The sequence below is a fragment of the Butyrivibrio sp. WCE2006 genome (genome assembly GCF_000701985.1).
GTDB lineage: Bacteria > Bacillota > Clostridia > Lachnospirales > Lachnospiraceae > Butyrivibrio.
Genome location: NZ_JNKH01000010.1, coordinates 37,411 through 56,868 on the forward strand (window position 1 = coordinate 37,411; position 19,458 = coordinate 56,868).

12 protein-coding genes are annotated in these 19,458 nt (G+C 40.0%); all 12 read left to right on the forward strand.

Annotated elements, in window-relative coordinates; translation table 11 throughout:
* Positions 1-5: 5 nt before the first annotated feature.
* Complete coding sequence (locus T501_RS20150) at positions 6-1,859, forward strand: sensor domain-containing diguanylate cyclase (RefSeq protein WP_081843097.1); 1,854 nt, start codon at positions 6-8, stop codon at positions 1,857-1,859.
* A 66-nt stretch (positions 1,860-1,925) separates the two neighbouring features.
* Positions 1,926-2,651, forward strand: coding sequence for a spermidine synthase (locus T501_RS08800; protein WP_026511203.1), 726 nt, complete (start codon positions 1,926-1,928; stop codon positions 2,649-2,651).
* Positions 2,652-2,901: 250 nt separating this feature from the next.
* Entirely contained in the window at positions 2,902-4,503 is a 1,602-nt protein-coding gene (locus T501_RS08805; protein WP_044914360.1) for an MBL fold metallo-hydrolase RNA specificity domain-containing protein, read from the forward strand.
* A 362-nt stretch (positions 4,504-4,865) separates the two neighbouring features.
* The gene (locus tag T501_RS08810) at positions 4,866-6,155 is read left to right on the forward strand and encodes a leucine-rich repeat protein (RefSeq protein WP_044914362.1); all 1,290 of its coding nucleotides are present in this window, start codon (positions 4,866-4,868) and stop codon (positions 6,153-6,155) included.
* Positions 6,156-6,176: 21 nt separating this feature from the next.
* Positions 6,177-7,028, forward strand: a complete 852-nt coding sequence (gene thyA, locus T501_RS08815; RefSeq protein WP_026511200.1) for a thymidylate synthase — start codon at positions 6,177-6,179, stop codon at positions 7,026-7,028.
* Positions 7,029-7,177: 149 nt separating this feature from the next.
* The gene (locus tag T501_RS08820) at positions 7,178-7,672 is read left to right on the forward strand and encodes a dihydrofolate reductase (protein WP_026511199.1); all 495 of its coding nucleotides are present in this window, start codon (positions 7,178-7,180) and stop codon (positions 7,670-7,672) included.
* Positions 7,673-7,938: 266 nt separating this feature from the next.
* Positions 7,939-8,631 (forward strand): iron-sulfur cluster assembly scaffold protein, encoded by a 693-nt coding sequence (locus T501_RS08825; RefSeq protein WP_026511198.1) that lies wholly within the window; start codon positions 7,939-7,941, stop codon positions 8,629-8,631.
* A gap of 22 nt (positions 8,632-8,653) precedes the next feature.
* Entirely contained in the window at positions 8,654-9,673 is a 1,020-nt protein-coding gene (locus T501_RS08830; protein ID WP_026511197.1) for a GGGtGRT protein, read from the forward strand.
* A 1,297-nt stretch (positions 9,674-10,970) separates the two neighbouring features.
* Positions 10,971-15,347: a collagen binding domain-containing protein gene (locus T501_RS08835; protein WP_044914365.1), complete on the forward strand. Its 4,377-nt coding sequence runs from the start codon at positions 10,971-10,973 to the stop codon at positions 15,345-15,347.
* Positions 15,344-16,045: a class D sortase gene (locus T501_RS20155; protein WP_050008218.1), complete on the forward strand. Its 702-nt coding sequence runs from the start codon at positions 15,344-15,346 to the stop codon at positions 16,043-16,045. The genes T501_RS08835 and T501_RS20155 overlap by 4 nt, the downstream gene beginning before the upstream one ends.
* A 160-nt stretch (positions 16,046-16,205) precedes the next feature.
* On the forward strand, positions 16,206-17,702 hold the full coding sequence (locus T501_RS20160; protein ID WP_050008219.1) for a GH25 family lysozyme: 1,497 nt from the start codon (positions 16,206-16,208) through the stop codon (positions 17,700-17,702).
* A 232-nt stretch (positions 17,703-17,934) separates the two neighbouring features.
* The gene (locus T501_RS08850; protein WP_242845510.1) at positions 17,935-19,446 is read left to right on the forward strand and encodes an AAA family ATPase; all 1,512 of its coding nucleotides are present in this window, start codon (positions 17,935-17,937) and stop codon (positions 19,444-19,446) included.
* Positions 19,447-19,458: the final 12 nt, after the last annotated feature.

Below are 19,458 nucleotides of genomic sequence, written 5' to 3' on the forward strand. Positions count from 1 at the left end.
GATCCATGATGAAAATCCGACTGTTTAATAGAAAATTCAAATTAAATGCGAAGTTATTATTTATGGCTTTTGTGGTAATGATCATTACCGGGCTTTTAATGAGTGGATTATTCTATGGCTTATACATATCAGCCAAGGATAGTCTTGTCAGTGCGTGGAAAAATAATGTAACAGAGGCTGCAAATTCGGTTGATTACTATCTGAAAGCACCTATCGATGCTGTAAATTTCTCTTCGATCACAATAGATGAAATGATAAATAAGGGCTCATCAAGTGATGAGATACGTGAATATCTGAAAGGTGAGACCGAGGTGTATTCTGGTCTTATCGAAGGGATCAATACAGGTCTATATGGCTATATAAGAGGAGAATATCTGGATGGAAGCGGCTGGGTTCCGAACGATTCCTATGATCCGAAGGAGCGTCCATGGTACACCGATGCCATATCCAATAAAGGACGCACGGTTATTTCCAATCCATTCCTTAATGAACAGACACATATAATGATGATCTCTGCCAGCAAACTTTTAAGTGACGGGGAGAGTGTTATTGCTGTTGACCTTTTTATGGTTGAATTCCAGGATCTTCTGCAGCGAATAATTGTTCAGAATAACGCCGAGGAAGCTATTATTTTGGATAAAAACGGAATGGTCATAGCTCATTCCGATTATCTGGAGGTCGGGAAAGATTACAGTAAAGACAGGGGCGAATTCGGCAAAGCGCTGGTGGATTCCCTTATAAAAAGCTATGATGGCAGCACTATCCTGGAAAACAACGGGAAGAAATATGCAACCTTTTTTGACAGGTGCAGTAAAGACTGGTACATCGCGGTTATTATCAATGAGAAGGATGCTTTCAGCTCCTTAAGGACAATTTATTTTGCAGCTGCTGTAGTGCTTTTTTTAGTCATGGCAGCGACTTTTGTGACCTTTAATTATATAGGCTATAAACAGAATGAAGTAGAGCATCTGGGCAATGAAGTGCTGGCGGTTGCGGATATTTATATGGCAATGATTGCTATAGATATAGAGACGGATATGATATCTGTAATCCGGAAAAATGAAGATACAGATGTTGTCCTTGGCGGAAATTATCAGAATTACAGCTCCAGGATAAGTGAATTCGTGAAGATGATATGTGCAGAGCGTTTCGTTGGGATGTTGGGGAGCTTTCTTGATCTGTCGACACTTGATGAAAGAATGGAAAGCGTCAATACAATAACCTGCGAGTTTGTGGATGCAAATGAACACTGGCTGCGCATGCGCTACATTTCAATGAAAAGACATGATGATGGCAGGATAGCGCAGGTGCTTCTTGCAGTTGAGTCAATTGATGATGATAAAAAGAAGCAGGAAAAACTCCGAATGCTGTCTGAGACCGATCGCCTGACAGGAATCATGAACAGAGGAAGCGGAGAGCAGCGCATTCGCGAAACGCTCCCTACCGTATCCTGTGGAATGTTCTGCCTGATGGATGCAGATAAGTTTAAACTTGTCAATGACACCTTTGGTCACGCAGTTGGAGACAAGGTTCTGATAGCCATTGCAAAAGCCCTTAAAGACTCCTTCCGTGATTCCGATGTTGTGTTCAGACTTGGAGGCGATGAATTCGCAGCATTCGTTGTGGAAGTAAAAGATACTGAGCTTGGTTCAAGGATCCTGCAGCGATTTTTTAATAAAATAGATCAGATAGAAATTCCTGAGATGAATGGTAAGAAAATATCCATCAGCATGGGAGTTGCATTCTATGATGCAGAAAAAAAGCAGACCTTCGAAAAGCTGTATGAGCTTGCAGATAAGGGAACTTACTTAAGCAAAAAGGTAGAGGGTAATAAGTTTACTTTCTGTGAGGATGAGTAATAATTAAACTCTCCATATCAAATATGATAAAATCCCAGGTAAGAAAACTTTTGGGAGGACGTTTCCATGAATCTGCTTGAGCAGCTTTCACTATATCTGTTTCCAAGGACCAGGTTTAAATCGGCAGACAAACACATCGAGATAAGAGATACCATTGAAAACGGCAGAGCGGTCAGGCTCCTTCTGTGTGATAACGTGAGAGAGTCGGGCATGTACCTTGATAAATATGGGGACAGAGACCCTCTTTTTAACTATATGAAAACACTAAAGCTTATGGTAGCACATCATAAAGGACTTAATAACTGCCTGCTTTTCGGTGGCGGCGGTTTTGTGATTCCAAAGCTCTATCTTAAGGACCATCCGGAAAGACGCATCACCGTGGTGGAGGTTGATGCAGGCTATGTTGAACTTGCCAAAAAGTTCTTTGACCTCGATCTTAGTGATAAGAGAATCACGGTTAAAATTCAGGATGGCTACGAGTTCATCAGGGACTTTAATTTTTCAGGTAATTCCCTTTCTGTAAGTAAATATGATCTGGTTATCTTCGATGCTTATACCGGAAGTGAAGTGTCTAAAACTATTCTTTCCGAATACGCATTAAAAAGTGTATATTCCATGATGAATCCCGGAGGAATATATGCCCTCAATATGATAAACGAGGCTCCGGATGTCATTTCCATGCAGACTCATATGACGAATTCCATTTTGAAAACCATTTTCAGATATACAAGAATTGTTCCCTGTCCCGGCGGAGGGAATTGTATTCTTATGGCTTCAGACAGAAAAATATAATACGTTACTGCTCACACCTTACGGTGCTCACAGCAACTGGATTTGCCCATTCCAGTTGCCTTCGGCAAAGGGGCAAATCCTATATTCAAGACGTAGAACATTCTCACGCTCAGCGCAGCAAGTGCGCAGAGCTGTCTGAACAGTAACTATAATACTGCTTCGGTTTATAGTTTCTTAATTTGCAAGCTCGATTTATTAGACTTAAAATTAATATATAGACTGCAATGGATTTTGCAAAAAGGAGGTGCCTATGAAGCTTGGTTTCATTGGTGCGGATCATGAAGTTACAGGCAGCTGCCATTACCTGGAGATTGGTGATAAGCACATTCTTGTTGACTATGGCATGGAGCAGGGGCGCATTTCATTTGAACATGTGGAGCTCCCGGTCAGTGCCGCTGAGATAGATTATGTATTTCTTACGCATGCCCACGTGGATCATTCCGGCAATTTACCATTGTTATATGCAAGAGGATTTCGCGGTAAAATTTTTATGACAAGACCCACTGCGGATCTGTGCAGCATAATGCTTCGCGACTGTGCGCATATACAGATGCAGGAGGCAGAGTGGAGAAGCCGCAAGGGAAAGCGTAACAAGGATATAAAGCAGATAGAGCCGCTTTATACCATGGAAGATGCAGATAACACCTTAAGACACATAGTTCCCTGTGACTATAACAGGAAAATAGAAGTATGTGACGGTGTGGTAATAAGGTTCACTGATATCGGACATCTCTTAGGATCTGCCAGCATAGAGGTCTGGCTTACGGAAAAGGGCGCCGAAAAGAAAATTGTATTTTCAGGTGACATAGGGAATAAGGACCAGCCATTAATTAAGGACCCTGCCTATACTTCCACGGCAGATTATGTGGTCATGGAATCCACCTATGGTGACAGATATCACGCCGAGGAAAGACCTGATTATGTTGCAGAGCTCACTGAGATATTGAACAGAACCTTTGCAAGGGGCGGAAATGTAGTAATTCCTTCCTTTGCGGTTGGAAGAACACAGGAAATGCTGTATTTCCTCAGGACTATTAAAAAAGAACATCTCGTGACAGCGGTGGATGATTTCCCTGTTTATGTGGATTCCCCCATGGCGGTTGAAGCAACTGAAGTGTTCACGGATCACGCCATGGAATGTTATGACGATGAGGCTATGGACCTTGTTAAAAAGCATATCAATCCGATATCGTTTCCGGGGCTTAACCTTGCAATTACAACTGAGGAATCAAGAGCCATAAATGAAGAGGAGACTCCAAAGGTAATTATCTCGGCTTCAGGTATGTGCGAGGCAGGAAGAATAAGGCATCACTTGAAGCACAATCTCTGGAGACCTGAATCAACGATACTGTTTGTGGGATATCAGTCTATAGGCACTACCGGCAGGAGCATAATTGATGGCGCTGATGAAGTGAGGCTTTTCGGTGAAACCATTGATGTTCAGGCTGAAATATGCAGACTTTCCGGACTTTCGGGACATGCCGACAAGGGAGGACTCATAAACTGGCTTCAGGGATTTAAGGAGAGACCAAAGAGAGTATTTATCGTCCATGGGGAAGACGGAACCTGTACCTCTTTTGCCAATTGTCTAAGGGATGAGTACGGATACGAAACCTATGCACCCTACAGCGGAACAGAGGTTGACCTTATCTCGGGACAGATAATTAAAGAGGGCGTTCCCAAGGCAGCAGTTAAGAAAGCCGGCAAGCTGGTATCTGACGTATTCACAAGACTTAAGGCTGCAGGTGCAAGACTTACTGCGATCATTGCAAGGAGCGAGGGCATGACCAATAAGGATAAGGCAAAATTTGCTGATCAGATTCTTGCCCTTTGTGATAAGTGGGAGAACTGAGTATTTATAAACAGGATTCCGAACGGTTTATCCTTTTTATCGTTCGAAAAGTCATAACCGGTAAGGAGTAAATTTTCAAAATTAAGTAATCAATAAGTCAAAATATAGTAAATTATGTAGGTGTAAAAAGTATCGCTTGAAACCTATATCAATGAATTAAATATTCTGTAAAAAACGACTTCCCACACCGCCTCCCAGGTACTCTGACAGGAGGTGCGGGAAGTTTTTTTGCGGCTAATTGTTTCTAAGAATTCTTTGTGGTAGACTATATGTTGTATGTGGTATGTTTGTAAAACACATTATTTGTTTAGTTTTACGAATATGCCGGAAGTTTTGTATTTTTTAATAGCGAGGGAAATGGTATGAAAAAAAGAATAGTAACTGCGTTTGCATGTTTGATGCTGGCAGCAGCACTTCCTATGAGTGTACACGCAGAAGAAGGGGATCTTATCCATGGGTATTCTACCCAACAGCAGGCTACAGAGCTTAGCTACAACACACATTATTATGAAGAGGCTGTAACTGATAATGCTTCATATTTCTACAAATTCAAGACAGGGAAAGATGAAGGAGTATATCTCCTTAGCTTTGCAACCAAGATCAAGTGTGGAGATAAGAAGACAAACGGTAAGACAACTGTACAGATCAAGGATCAGTACGGCACTGTTATAAAGGAAGCTACAGGCGGTGATGGCGTTTCCTACAGAGAGGATGGCGGCACCAGAATAATTGACATTGTTATGCCTGTCAGCGGTCTTGAGAAGGAAAAGTTTTACTATATTCACATGTCAACCTTTGATGGTGACAGCACTTCAAGACATATCGACGTTGTAAACAAGCTTTGCGTTAAGTTTGTTCCGTTTGTTCCTGCAGGTGATTTCAAGGCAGTTGCCAATCCTGATGGATCTATGACCTTTACCTGGAACAATGAGCAGAAGGCCAATACCTATAACAGCCTTTGTTCATATGATGGATTCCAGCTTGAGCTTAAGTATGGAGACAGCACAAGGACAAAGTATATTGGAAACGGCGGAGTAAAGACATATACCTTAAAGGCTAACGATCCTGATCTTCTTGCACTTGGTTATCCTGCAAATAAGATTCGCATCAGACTTGGTTCAATCCAGAACTACAGATCAGCACTTGAGAGCACAATAGAGGTTTCCAACTGTGTATATTCACCTACTGAATATTACACAATAGTTGTTCCTAAGAATGCTCAGGCAAAGTCAGATGGCTTTACATACAAGATCACCAATGTAAAGGGTGACGGAACAGGTACTGTTACTGTTACAGGTCTTACTAATAAGAACAGCGTACCCAAGACACTTAAGATTCCGGATAAGGTAACAATCGGTGGTATCCCTTATCTTGTAACTGAGATTGAGAAGAATGCATTTAAGGGCAACGCAAAGATTAAGAACCTTGAGATCGGTTCAAACATCACCAGAATCAGGAAGGCTGCTTTCTGTGATTGCAAGAATCTTAAGAACATCAGATTCAAGACCCTGTCTCTTAACATAGTAGGAAAAGACGCATTCAAAAATGTTCAGAAGAAAGCATTTGTATATTGCCCTGACAGAGCTCATAAGACAGCATACAAAAAGCTTCTGAAGAAGAAAATCACTGCAGGAGCAAAATATAAGCTTTAATAATAACTCGGAGGAAGTACAGTGAGTAAAGCTGATGAGATTTTTATAAATATGTGTAAGGATATCCTGGAAAACGGAACCAGTACAGAGGGTGAAAAAGTTCGCCCTCACTGGGAGGACGGGACTCCGGCGTACACTATCAAGAAATTTGGAGTAGTCAATCGTTACGATCTTTCAAAAGAGTTCCCGATTATGACACTTAGAAAGACCGCACTTAAGAGTGCTACAGATGAGATGCTCTGGATATGGCAGCAGAAGTCCAATAATATCAATGATCTTCACAGCCATGTGTGGGATGAATGGGCAGATGAGAACGGATCTATAGGAAAAGCCTATGGCTATCAGATGGGCGTCAAGCACAAGTATAAAGAGGGGATGTTCGATCAGGTAGATAGAGTGATTTACGACCTTAAGAACAATCCCTTCAGCAGAAGGATAATGACTAACATTTATGTACACCAGGATCTGTCTGAGATGAACCTTTACCCCTGTGCCTATAGCATGACCTTCAATGTTACACAGAAAAAAGGTGAAGATAAGCTGACACTTAATGCAATCCTTAATCAGCGCTCACAGGATGTACTTGCAGCAAATAACTGGAATGTTGTTCAGTATTCTGTTCTTGTTCACATGCTGGCTCAGGTATGTGATATGAATGTGGGTGAGCTGGTACATGTAATTGCTGATGCACATATTTATGACAGACATGTAGATATCATCAAGGAGCTGATTAAGAGAGAGCCAAAGCCGGCACCGAAATTCAGCTTAAACCCTGATATCCATGATTTTTATCAGTTTACAAGAAACGATGTATCTCTTGAAAACTATGAAGTAGCAGGAGAGCAGATACAGAATATACCGATAGCAATATAATATTTAATCCCCTGATATGTGATATTTATTTACATATCAGGGGTTTTTATGATAAAAAAGTAGAAGTTGTGTGAGTACCATTAGAGTACGTTTTTTGGATGTTTACGGTTTAGTCAGATATAGACTATTGTTTATACAGGAGGAATAAAATGAAGATTATCTTATCAGCAGACGAACATTGGGCAATAGGAAATAAGGGACAGCTCCTTATAAGAATTCCCAATGATATGAAGAATTTCAGAGCAGAGACCATGGGGAAGGTTCTTGTCTATGGAAGAAAAACACTTGAGACTTTTCCCGGACAGCAGCCTCTTGAAGGAAGAAAGAACATAATACTTTCAACCAATTCAGATTATGAGGTAAAAAATGCCACTGTTGTTCATGATATTGATGAACTCAAAGAAGCTATTAAAGAGTATGATACTGATATCGTATATTGCATAGGCGGTGCCAGCGTTTATGAGCAGCTTCTTCCTATGTGCGATACCTGCATTGTAACAAAGATTGACAGAACCTTTGAGGCAGACAGATTCTTTACTAATCTGGACGAGGATCCTGACTGGGTACTTTATGAGGAGAGTGAAGAACAGGCATATTTTGATACAACCTATACCTTCAGAACCTATAAGAGAGTATCTGAATAATTAATTGCATATCGAAATGATTATAGAATCCCTGTTGCCGAAATATGGCAGTAGGGATTTTGTTTATCAATATTTTATAAAGGAAAAGTCTAGATAAATCTTGATAAAACAAGGTATTTTTGGTAGTATCTCAATTGTAGTGTTTAGTAAGCAGGGAAGAGTGCGCCCTTTTGGCATATATACTATGGACGTAATCGTTTCTTTGCAGATAGATTGTAAGATCATCACTATAAAATCACTATATCTTAAATTCTAAGGAGGTACTTATGATTTACTCAACAGAGGTAAAAAATATGTGTCCCGTAACACAAGGGGTACATCATGGTGCTGCTCCCATTCCTGAAGAGGCTAAGTGGGTTCAGTCCAAAGAGATTAAGGACATTTCCGGTTATACACATGGTATTGGCTGGTGTGCTCCTCAGCAGGGTTGCTGTAAGCTTTCCCTTAACGTTAAGGAAGGCATTATACAGGAGGCACTTGTAGAGACTATCGGATGCTCAGGTATGACTCACTCAGCAGCTATGGCAGCTGAAATTCTTCCGGGTCTTACTGTTCTTGAAGCGCTCAATACAGACCTTGTATGTGACGCTATCAACACAGCTATGAGAGAGCTGTTCCTTCAGATTGTTTATGGTAGAACACAGTCTGCATTCTCAGAGGATGGACTTCAGATTGGTGCTGGTCTTGAGGATCTTGGTAAGGGATCACGTTCAATGGTTGGTACTACATACGGAACACTTGATAAGGGACCTCGTTATCTTGAGCTTACAGATGGTTACATCACAGACCTCGCTCTTGATGAGAATGACGAGATCATCGGATATAAGTATGTTAACTTCGGAAAGATGATGGACTTCATCAAGGCTGGCGACGACGCTAACACAGCTCTTGATAAGGCTAAGGGTCAGTATGGCCGTGTAGCTGATGCTGCAAGATTCATCGATCCCAGAAAACAGTGATAAAGGTAAGGAGGAAAATATAATGGCTTTATTTGAATCATATGAAAGAAGAGAGCCCCAGATCCTGGCTTGCCTTAAGGAATATGGAATCTCTTCTATTGAAGAATGTAAAGATATTACAATGGCAGCAGGCATTGATGTATACAGCCTCATCGAAGGCATTCAGCCTATCTGCTTTGAAAACGCTAAGTGGGCATACACAGTAGGTGCTGCTATCGCAATCAAGAAGAACTGCCGTAAGGCTTCTGAGGCTGCTGCAGCTATCGGTATCGGCCTTCAGGCTTTCTGCATCCCCGGTTCTGTTGCAGACCGTCGTAAGGTTGGTCTTGGACATGGTAACCTTGGTAAGATGCTTCTTGAAGAGGATACAGAGTGCTTTGCATTCCTTGCTGGTCACGAGTCATTCGCAGCAGCTGAGGGTGCTATCGGTATCGCAGAGAAGGCTAACAAGGTTCGTACAAAGCCTCTTCGTGTTATCCTTAACGGTCTTGGAAAAGACGCTGCACAGATTATTTCCCGTATCAACGGCTTTACATATGTAGAGACAAAGTACAACTACTTCACAGGTGAGGTAGAGGAAGTATTCAGAAAGTGCTACTCAAAGGATGCAAATTCACCTCGTGCAAAGGTTAACTGCTACGGCGCTAACGATGTACAGGAAGGTGTTGCTATCATGTGGAAGGAGAACGTTGACGTATCTATCACAGGTAACTCAACCAATCCTACAAGATTCCAGCATCCCGTTGCAGGTACTTACAAGAAGGAGCGTACTGAGTCTGGTAAGAAGTACTTCTCAGTTGCTTCAGGCGGTGGTACAGGACGTACACTTCATCCTGATAACATGGCAGCAGGTCCTGCTTCCTATGGTATGACAGATACTATGGGTCGTATGCACTCAGATGCTCAGTTTGCTGGTTCTTCATCAGTTCCTGCACACGTTGAGATGATGGGTCTTATCGGCGCTGGTAACAACCCGATGGTTGGTATGACTGTTTCTACAGCCGTTTCAATCGAAGAAGCTGCTAAGGCTGGTAAGTTCTAATCTTAATCGCATGGCGAAGTTTTATTGAGCTTAGTGATTAAGGCTGTTTGACTGAGCTTGTCGAAGTCGAACTTCTATATGTTAATCACATAGCGAAGTATGTATAAAGTTTAATGGGGCTATCACTCCGGATGATGATTCATCCAGAGTGAGGCCCCATTTTTATTATGCTGATTTTTCCTGAATCTTACTGGATCTTGTTTGATTTTACTGAATTTTGTTGGATTTGCTGGATTTTTACTGGATTTTACTGAATTTTGAGGTCAGCGCCACCATCTTCTAATTAACTAAAGAATCCCTGCCCTTTTTGATGTTATTGATCAATATGTATAGAGGTTTCACTAAAAAGATATCGTTATTTCGTATATCATCAGTCTCTTGTGCCTTTTTTCACTGATAGACTGATATTTTTTGCAAAAAAATGGCGTATTACAAGCTCAAAGTCCAAAATAAGGAGTCAATTTCTGTATAATACACAATTTGACTCCTTGATTTTGCGCTAAACATATCTGTATTTCGAATATCTGACAGTCAGTATATATTAAGTCTTGTTTGTGACTGAGCATATAAACAATAATACGTGCATTTATATCTATTATATAATTGATAAATTGCTCTTTTTGATCAGAGTACCAGTGTGCTGTCTTGCTCATCTTTAATCAAATTATTTGAATCTGAATAAATCGCCGTTGCCACAAAATCCTGCCAAAGCTAGTGTCTTGTCTGAATGACAATTTGATAAATTACTTGTCTAATTCTCAATACGCTTCGTCATCTTCAATCGCCGTAGCCACCGCTACGACTCATTCAGATTCCTAGCCTATTGAGAATGATACTTCGTAATTAAATCAAAAGTCACCCAGACAAAACACTAGCGAGTTTCTTCACGAGCTTAGTGCAAGCCATGCAAATTAACTCAGCGATGTGTTATCAAGCATGGTTGAGATTATTGACTATGACTTTTTGTGGGCAAAAGCGGAAATCTCCCGCAAAAATCCTGCCTTCGGCAGGACACGCTCCTCGCTTCGCGAGGACCTGGTCCAATACGATTCCCGTTTTTCTGAGGAAAAACAGGAATCTATGAATTCTTGTGGGTTAAGCAGATAATATCCACAAGAAACTAATACATATTTGCTCAAATATGAATTTTTCAGTAATTAATGTGCTAGAATCATATGTACATTTAAGATTGATACACACATTAAAAATATGATTTGGAAAATACAATAAATTATAGTATATTTAAATTTATGCGCTTAAAAATAGTTGCATACAATTTAAAGAGGAATTAGCAAATATGAGATTTAATAAAGTAAAAAGTTTAGCATTGTCAATTGCGCTTAGTGTAGCTTTAGTTAGTGCAGGCGAACCTGCATATATAAATTCAGTTTCAGCTGTAACAGACAATAGAATAGCTGTGACCGATAATCAACAAACTAATGATCAAACTAATGTGACCGATAATCAACAAATTGAAACTAATGATCAAACTAATGTAACCGATAATCAACAAACTGAAACTAATGTGAACGATAATCAACAAACTGGAGATAATGCAGAATCAACTCTATATACCAGGGGGAATTCTATCATTGATCGTGTAGAAGCTACAGTAAATGGAAACTCTTTGGAGAATAATTCAGAGATAGGATTTGATGACAAAATCAAGTTCACGTATCACTTTACAGATCTAATCGGTGTAAACTTTCCAGAAGATGAAGCCAAAGGAAATGTTGACCTGAATGAGAAGCCCTTCGTTACAAATGGTCAGAAGTTTACGCTAGCTATAGACAATACAGTATTTACGAATATTGGAAATATAGAAATCCCGGCTATAACATATGGTTATGAAGTTGATGGAAAAACTTATACATTCGCTAAAGTTTCAATGTATGAGGATAGTGTTTTGATCGAAATTGTTGATGATAACCCGCAACCTCACATAATTGAAAATGCGAATTTTGGCTATGAAGTAAGCTTTAGTAAAGATAGTGACAATTTACAGAATAAGGAAAAGTATGAATTAAATGTTTGCGGAGTTAAGTATTCAATAATTCTTAAAGATAACAAGAAGAATCCTCCAACTATGAAAGCTAATGGATTTTATAACAATTTGGATGAAGTCATTGATTGGACTGTGGATATTACAAATGATCCTAATCCCAAGAACTATGAAAAAGGTTATAATGTGAACATTGTTATTCCTGAGGACCAGATATTTGTGGAAAATACAATGTCCATTAATGGCGAAGTTAGCACGGTAAATATACCTGAAGAAGGTAATATTCTACTTAATCTTAGCAAGGAACAAACTGAGCAAAATAATAAAATCACATTCAAAACAAAGCCATCGGATAATGTCTATTTAGATTTACAGAAGGAATCTTTTAAGAATAATAACGGAGGCGATTATAAGAACTATAAAAAAGAGCTTTCTATTAAAGCTGAAATAGTGGAGGGAGAAGTTAAAGTTAAGGAGGCTGATGCCAAAGTTAATATTACTAAGGATTTTGGCACATGGATAACTAAAGGTAATGGAGAGATTGATGAAAATGGAAAAGCCGCTTGGGAAGTCACGATAAATACTAACGGATATTCTTTTAATGCACTGACTTTATATGACAAGTTTAATACTGACAGTAGAACCACGATGAGTCTTGATGGCAGTGTTGTAGTAAAAAAGATTCATGGCAAGTCAGCAGTTACACCAGGTAATAGTGAAAATGCAGAAACAATAGAAATAGATAATCCTTCAAAGGATAGTAGCTGTGATTTTTTGATCAATCTAGGAGATATTAGTTCGGAGATTAGTACGATAGTAGTCACCTATAATACAATAATCAACGACTACGAGAATTTCCAATCAGAAAACCATGAAATTCCTTCAAATAAAGCATGGCTTAGCTATAAAACCGGTTCAGGTGAAGGTATTACAAGTGCATCAACACCAGAAGTTGATATACGCGGTCTTACGGTTAAACCTAAAGCCGGTATAGATAAGCGTGCTGTTAGATACGATAAGGATTTACACCGGATTACCTGGGAGGTAGTTGCAAATAAGAATAAAAAAACTCTTACGAATGCAAAGATTGAGGACACAGTAGGTGAAGGACAAAAACTTGTCTCTATAAATGAGATAAAAGTAGAGGACTCATCAGATGTTTTAACATATTTAACTGATCTCGAACAGAACTTTAGCAATCAGGAAACAGAGTATACTATTGATTTTGGTGATAATCTGAATGGGAAAACTGTAACATTCTATGTTGTAACAGAAATTACAGACAAAAGCCTCTGGTCATCAAATATACCTGACAAAACACCTAGAAAATTTACGAATACAGTCAAACTATTTGCCGGTAGAAATAACGATAGTGCATCAGAAAATCCAATTGCTTCTGATGAAAATCCAATTGCTTCTGATGTTGCGACTAACGAGAGACCTTATACATTTGTTACGATGAAATCAACTCCATATAACTATGATACGCATTACATTGATTATGAGATAAAACTCAAGTCAGGAAAAATTGGTATTAAGAATGTGGTATTAACAGATAAGCTTGATGAGAAAGGGCTTGAGTACGTTGAAGATGCAAATCACAAACTAACTGTAGAAGGAGATACTGATACTGAATACACTTATGAAAATGGTATGTTAACTGTTAAGGGCCTTGATTTTGTAGATGATGATAGTGATAAGACAATGAAATTTACTGCAAAAGTGACAGATGAAAAAATCAGAAAAATTGAAAATGGCAAGAGTAGAGATATAGAAAATAGTGTCAATGTTAAGACAGAAGATAATGCTACGGACGGAGTTACAGTATCTGCAACTAATAAAGTCAATAATATTATACTTACAAAATCTGGAGAAAAAATAGATGGACTAGCCCGGTTTACAGTTAAAGTAAATGGCGGAAAGCTGCCACTAAAAGCAGGAACCGCTATCAAGGATGTAATGGGTAAGAGTTTTGAACTTGTAGAGGATTCTGTTCATATTTACACCGCCACTGTCAATAAAGGTACAGGTGAACTAACTAAGGGCGCAGAGTACAAAGATGTAATAATTACGTCGGAAACTGCAGGAGATAATCCTGTATTGAATGTGAAATTTAATAAGGATACATCAGATGCATATATTTTGGAGTATACAGCAAGCCCTGAATATCCTGAGCGCAAAGATTATGTCAATAATGTTAAACTTGTGAGCAGCTCTGGTGATGATATGATAGGTGTCAATTATACCGGGATGGTAGATGTTTTCAGTGGAGCAAAAAGTACTGGTGTAAATCGCTTTGTACTGACTGTATCCGATGCAAAAACAAATGAAAAGATACCTGATGTAACATATGGTGTATATGAGGATAAAGGAGATGAGGTTTCTGAGAAACTTTATACGGTAAAGACTGGAAATAATGGTCTTTCCAAACTTTTTAATAAACTTGATTTGAATAAAAAATATTACCTGTTGCAGGAATCTGCTCCTGATGGTTATTGGCTCGATTTAGAAACAAGACACTATGTAGTGAGTAATGGGACAACATTTGAGCTTAATTTGCAGTTGACAAAAAAAGCGGACATGGTAGTAAGTGAGCCTGTGACGAAGCCTAAAACCGAAACAGAATCTGAGAATGCACAAGATACAAATCAGACACCTGGCTTTGGAATACAGCCTGGAAATGGACCATCTCCAAATGAGGCAGAAAATACACCACCCAGCAATGAAGTACCAACAACTCCAAAGGGACAAACTCCGGATTCTACACACAATCCTTCAAATGAAAATAATTCTGTAGGTCTGCCAAAGCCTGGCATTCCGGCTGTAGAACCTGATAATACATCCCCCGTTGAAAAACCTGCAGAAGAAAATGACCGCAAAGAAGAAAACGCAGGCAGGAATCCTGCAGAAGGGTTTGGTAAGGGAATTGAACCTTCAAAGGACGGTCTTTCAAATGGACCTGAAAAAGTAAGTGAACCTTCAAAGGACGGTCTTCCAAATGGACCTGAAAAAGTAAGTGAACCTTCAAAGGATGGTCTTCAAAATGGCCCGGAAAAGGTTGGTGAACCCTCAAATGACGTTGTTCCAAATGGAACGGGAAAGGTGAACGAACCTTCAAATGTTGGTATCTCAAATGGACAGGATAAGAGTAGAGAACCCATAAAGGATGGTGCTTTGAAAGGTGCTGATAAGTCAGCGGATTCTTCAAAAGATGATTCTTCCAATAATGCCTTAGAGCCTATTGATCCCTCAAAGCAGCAACCTTTAACGGAGAATGTAGAACCTGATAATTCTGTAAAAGCTGACAAGGATAAAAAGAAGTCAGGTAAAAAAGGAAGCAGCAGTTCACAAGATGCTTCAATTGGTAATGATAGCGAAACAAATGCTGTGTCAACGGATAATGCAGGTAACGATCCAAATGCTGCGTCAACTGACAATGTAACTAACGATTCGTCAGATGGAAGTTCTGCGGATGTTGCAGCTTTAGACCGCACTGCTGACAAAAATGAGAACCCGGCTAATGATGCTGCATCAGAAAAAGATAAGCAGGAATCAAGGGGAACACTTGCCAAGACAGGTGGTTTCTTTGGAACTGTCTTTGGATATCTTACAGGACTTTTATTGATAATAGGTGGTGCTGTTATCGTATTTAAAAAGAGAAAAGAAAAGTGAAAGATAGAATAAAGTTTGTATTCGGTATAGGGCTTATGGCAGTAGGAGCGTTGATTCTTCTCGCTTCTATTGCTGTGAATGTAGCCCAGAACCTGAACAAAAATAAGGCAGTCAGTCAATTCGAAGAAGAGAAAAGATTGCTGGCGATGAGTCTTGAAGAACAAAGTAAAAAGGCTAATGCTAAGAAAGATACAGAGCAGGGAGTGGCTGCAACCCCAAATGGTGAATCCTCTATGGATGGAGGAACTCTGGATGAAGCTGTTTCAGATAGCTCGGACTCTTCCACTAATTCAAAAAATGTGGCAGCCTGTGCTACGAAATATCTTGTCAGAATTCCTAAGATTGACTGCATAGAACCTGTTAAGGAAGGAACAGACAGAAATGCTCTTGTGGCTTCTCTTGGACATGAGATAGAAACGGCTTCTCCCGGAGAAAGCGGGAACTGCGTGATAGCAGGTCATAGAAATTATACTTTTGGAAAGTATTTTAACAGGCTCGGTGAACTTGAAATAGGCGATACGATCTATGTGGATACATTTGGCGAAACCTATGAGTACTCTGTGAAGGAGATAAAAGTGGTGGAACCAACTGATCTTAGCGTGCTGGATAATACTGAAGAGGAAATACTTACTTTATATACCTGCACCCCGATTTATATAGCTACCCACAGACTTGTGATCATAGCAAAAAGAGTGTGAAAAGCACATTCCTTAAGACTGAAAATACGAAATAGATTTATATTTTGTACGATATTGAGATAAAAAGCTCCCTTTTTCTTCTGAAATGGGGAGTTTTTTTAATTTATTTGTGATACAATTATGCTGACATAAAAGTTTTGTAAATTTCGGGGGTATTTTCATGAGACTAAAAAATCAAATATTGGCAGGTGTGATAGCTGCATCTGTTTTATTCACATCGTTTCCTGCTGTGAATGTAAGTGCTGCAAAGCTTAAGTATGCAGGTACCTACACCAAGGAAATTGATATAGAGGAAGCTGCGCCTGCTTCAGCAGCAAGTACAGGCGGGAATGATTCAGCTACGATAATACAGGCTCTGGCGACCACAGATAATGCTGTTATAGATACGAACAATAGTGCTGCAGCAGGTCAGAGTACAGACACAGGATCCGGCACTGAGGCAGCAACGGTTAACACTCAGGGCGCAACACCTTTTTCACCGGCAGCTCAGCCGGGCGTAGTCATGGCTTCCCAGGAAGAGAATGTCAGAGTCATGACCGGCATGAAATTCGTGATCGGCGTGACAAGATACGGAACACTTGTAAAGACAACGAAAAACAAATCTGCATATAAATTCAGATCATCAAATAAAAAGATTGCCAAGGTTTCAGCGAAGGGCGTAGTTACAACGGTAAAGGCGGGTAAATGTGATATTACGATCACCGATAAGAAGGACGGCAATGTTTATCTGCTGCACCTGACCGTTGCAAAGACAGTAAAGGTTAAGAACATAAAGCTCAATGAGACCTCTAAGGAATTCAAAAAGGATAAGGGTACATTCCAGTTAACGGCAACAGTTAAGCCTGCGAAATATGCTGAGATACCGGTACTGTGGGGATCAACAGATGACAGTGTTGCGACAGTCGACAACAGAGGACTCGTAACCATAAAGGGCTTTGGTGATTGTGAGATATACTGCAAGGCAGGTTCAAATAATAAGGTTGCAAAGTGCAGTGTTAAGGTAAAAGATCCCAACGCAAATGAGAATGCGGGCGGTGGTAATACCGGATATAATCAGCTGACTTACAGAACAGGAAAACTGGTTGATATTTCAAGCCACAATACGGTAAGCAACTGGCAGCAGCTTAAGAACAGCTGTGACGGAGTGATAATCCGTGTAGGATATCGTGGATATTCAGGTGGAACATTACAGGAGGATATCAAGTTCAGAAGTAATGTTTACAATTGTCAGCAGCATGGAATTCCTTTCTCTGTATACTTCTTTACAACTGCCGTTAACGAAGCAGAGGGGGTTGAAGAAGCCAACTGGATTGCTAATGAGCTTGCAGGAATGAGCATATCAATGCCTGTATTCATTGATTCAGAGAGCAGTGGCGGAAGCGGAAGATCAGACAGACTTTCCAAGGCACAGAGAACAGCAGCAGTTAAGGCTGCATGTGCACAGCTTGCAGCAAAGGGAATACCTTCAGGAGTTTATGCATCCACAAGCTGGTTATACAATAACCTGGATATGGGACAGATTCCGTACTCAGTATGGGCTGCAGATTATAGAGGATACTGCGGTTACACAGGCAGTAAATTCGCATGGCAGTACACATCAAGTGCAACAGGTTACGGTGTGGCTAACAGATGCGATGTATCCAACTGGTATAACTAAATTGTTAAGAGATATTTGTTAAAAAATAATCTGCCTCAGGTGGCTATGCTGCCTGAGGCAGTAGTGATATTGAATAAATTATAGTAATATATAGTCTGATACCATCCGTGATAGCGAAGCATTACAGAGCAACGGTATTACCGTAAGCAGCAGAGTTATCTGGCGCTTACGATAGTAACAGACCGGTTTGTATCAGATAAAAATATATGTTTATAGATGAGGAGCTAATAAAATGTCAAACAGCTATTTGGGGAATATGTATAACGATTTCTTTGGACCTGGATCAGGAGGGGATGGAAAGCCTCCGAAGTTTGATGATCCTAAAAAGGAAGCGGAGATAACAAAACAGGTAAGTGAAGACTTTGAAAGAGTAAAAGACGGTAAGGATATCATTGGGGTAAGAAAGTCTGAGGACAAAGGAATTTTAGGAAAAATCCAGTCTTCAGCACAGGATAAAAACAAAGACGATAAAAAGAATAACAAAGCAATCACAAGTGCAGATGAAGCATTAAATGAAGCAAGAGCACTTTTTAATAATGCAGATAAGCCTGTGCCTCCCATGCCCACAGCTACAACCACATCAGACCCTGTAAAGCAGGAGCAGCCAAAGGAGAAGGAACCGGAGACAGATCCCATGGAGGATCTTAATGGTCTCATCGGTCTTTCTTCAATAAAGCATGATGTAAAAGAACTTACGGATTTTGCCAAGGTTCAGAAGATGCGTAAGGATGAGGGCATGAAATCTGTGCCGGTATCTCTTCACCTTGTGTTTACAGGTAATCCCGGAACCGGTAAAACCACTGTGGCGAGAATCATTTCAAGAATTTATAAGCAGATTGGGGTGCTTTCATCAGGTCAGCTCATAGAGGTGGACAGATCCGGACTTGTTGCAGGATATGTGGGACAGACAGCGCTTAAGACTCAGGAAAAGATAAACCAGGCCCTTGGCGGAGTGCTTTTCATAGACGAAGCCTATGCTCTTTCTCAGGAAAATGATGCCTTTGGCCAGGAAGCTATAGATACTATCCTTAAAGCGATGGAGGATCACAGAGATGATCTTGTGGTAATCGTTGCGGGTTATACAAAACCTATGGAGAAATTCATCAACTCCAATCCTGGACTTAAGTCCCGTTTCAACAAGTACATTGAATTCCCGGATTATTCTGTTGATGAGCTCGAAGAGATTTTCAATATGAATCTTAATAAATATGAGTACGAGCTTGAGGAAGATGCTAAAAAGCACGTAAGGGAAATGATAAGCCAGAGGAAGCTGTCAAGACTTGAGAACTTTGCCAATGCAAGAGAAATACGAAATCTCTTCGAGGAGATAGTTACCAACCAGGCAAGAAGAATTGCCCAGCTTGAAAATCCCACTGCTGAACAGATCAGAATCATAACTTCTGAGGATCTCTTGGACAAATCCTTGGAAGATGAGAAAAAGGCTGAGACAGCTTCGGCAAAAGATGAGAAAAAGGCAGAAACATCTCCTGTAGAAGATGATAAAAAGACTGAAACATCGCTGACAAAAGATGAGGAAAAAGCTGAAAACTCTCTGGCAGAAGAGAGCGAAAATTTTGATACTTCGCTTAATGACGAGAGCGAAGCTAATGTCTTTTCAGAAGCAGATAAAGAGACAGTTGAAGAAGCGGATAAAGATACAGATGAATCAGCAGTTGAATCTTTAGAACAAATAAATACAGCCGGCGATTCTGAAGAAGAAACGCCGACTGAAGATGCAGTCTGATAGTTTAATTAT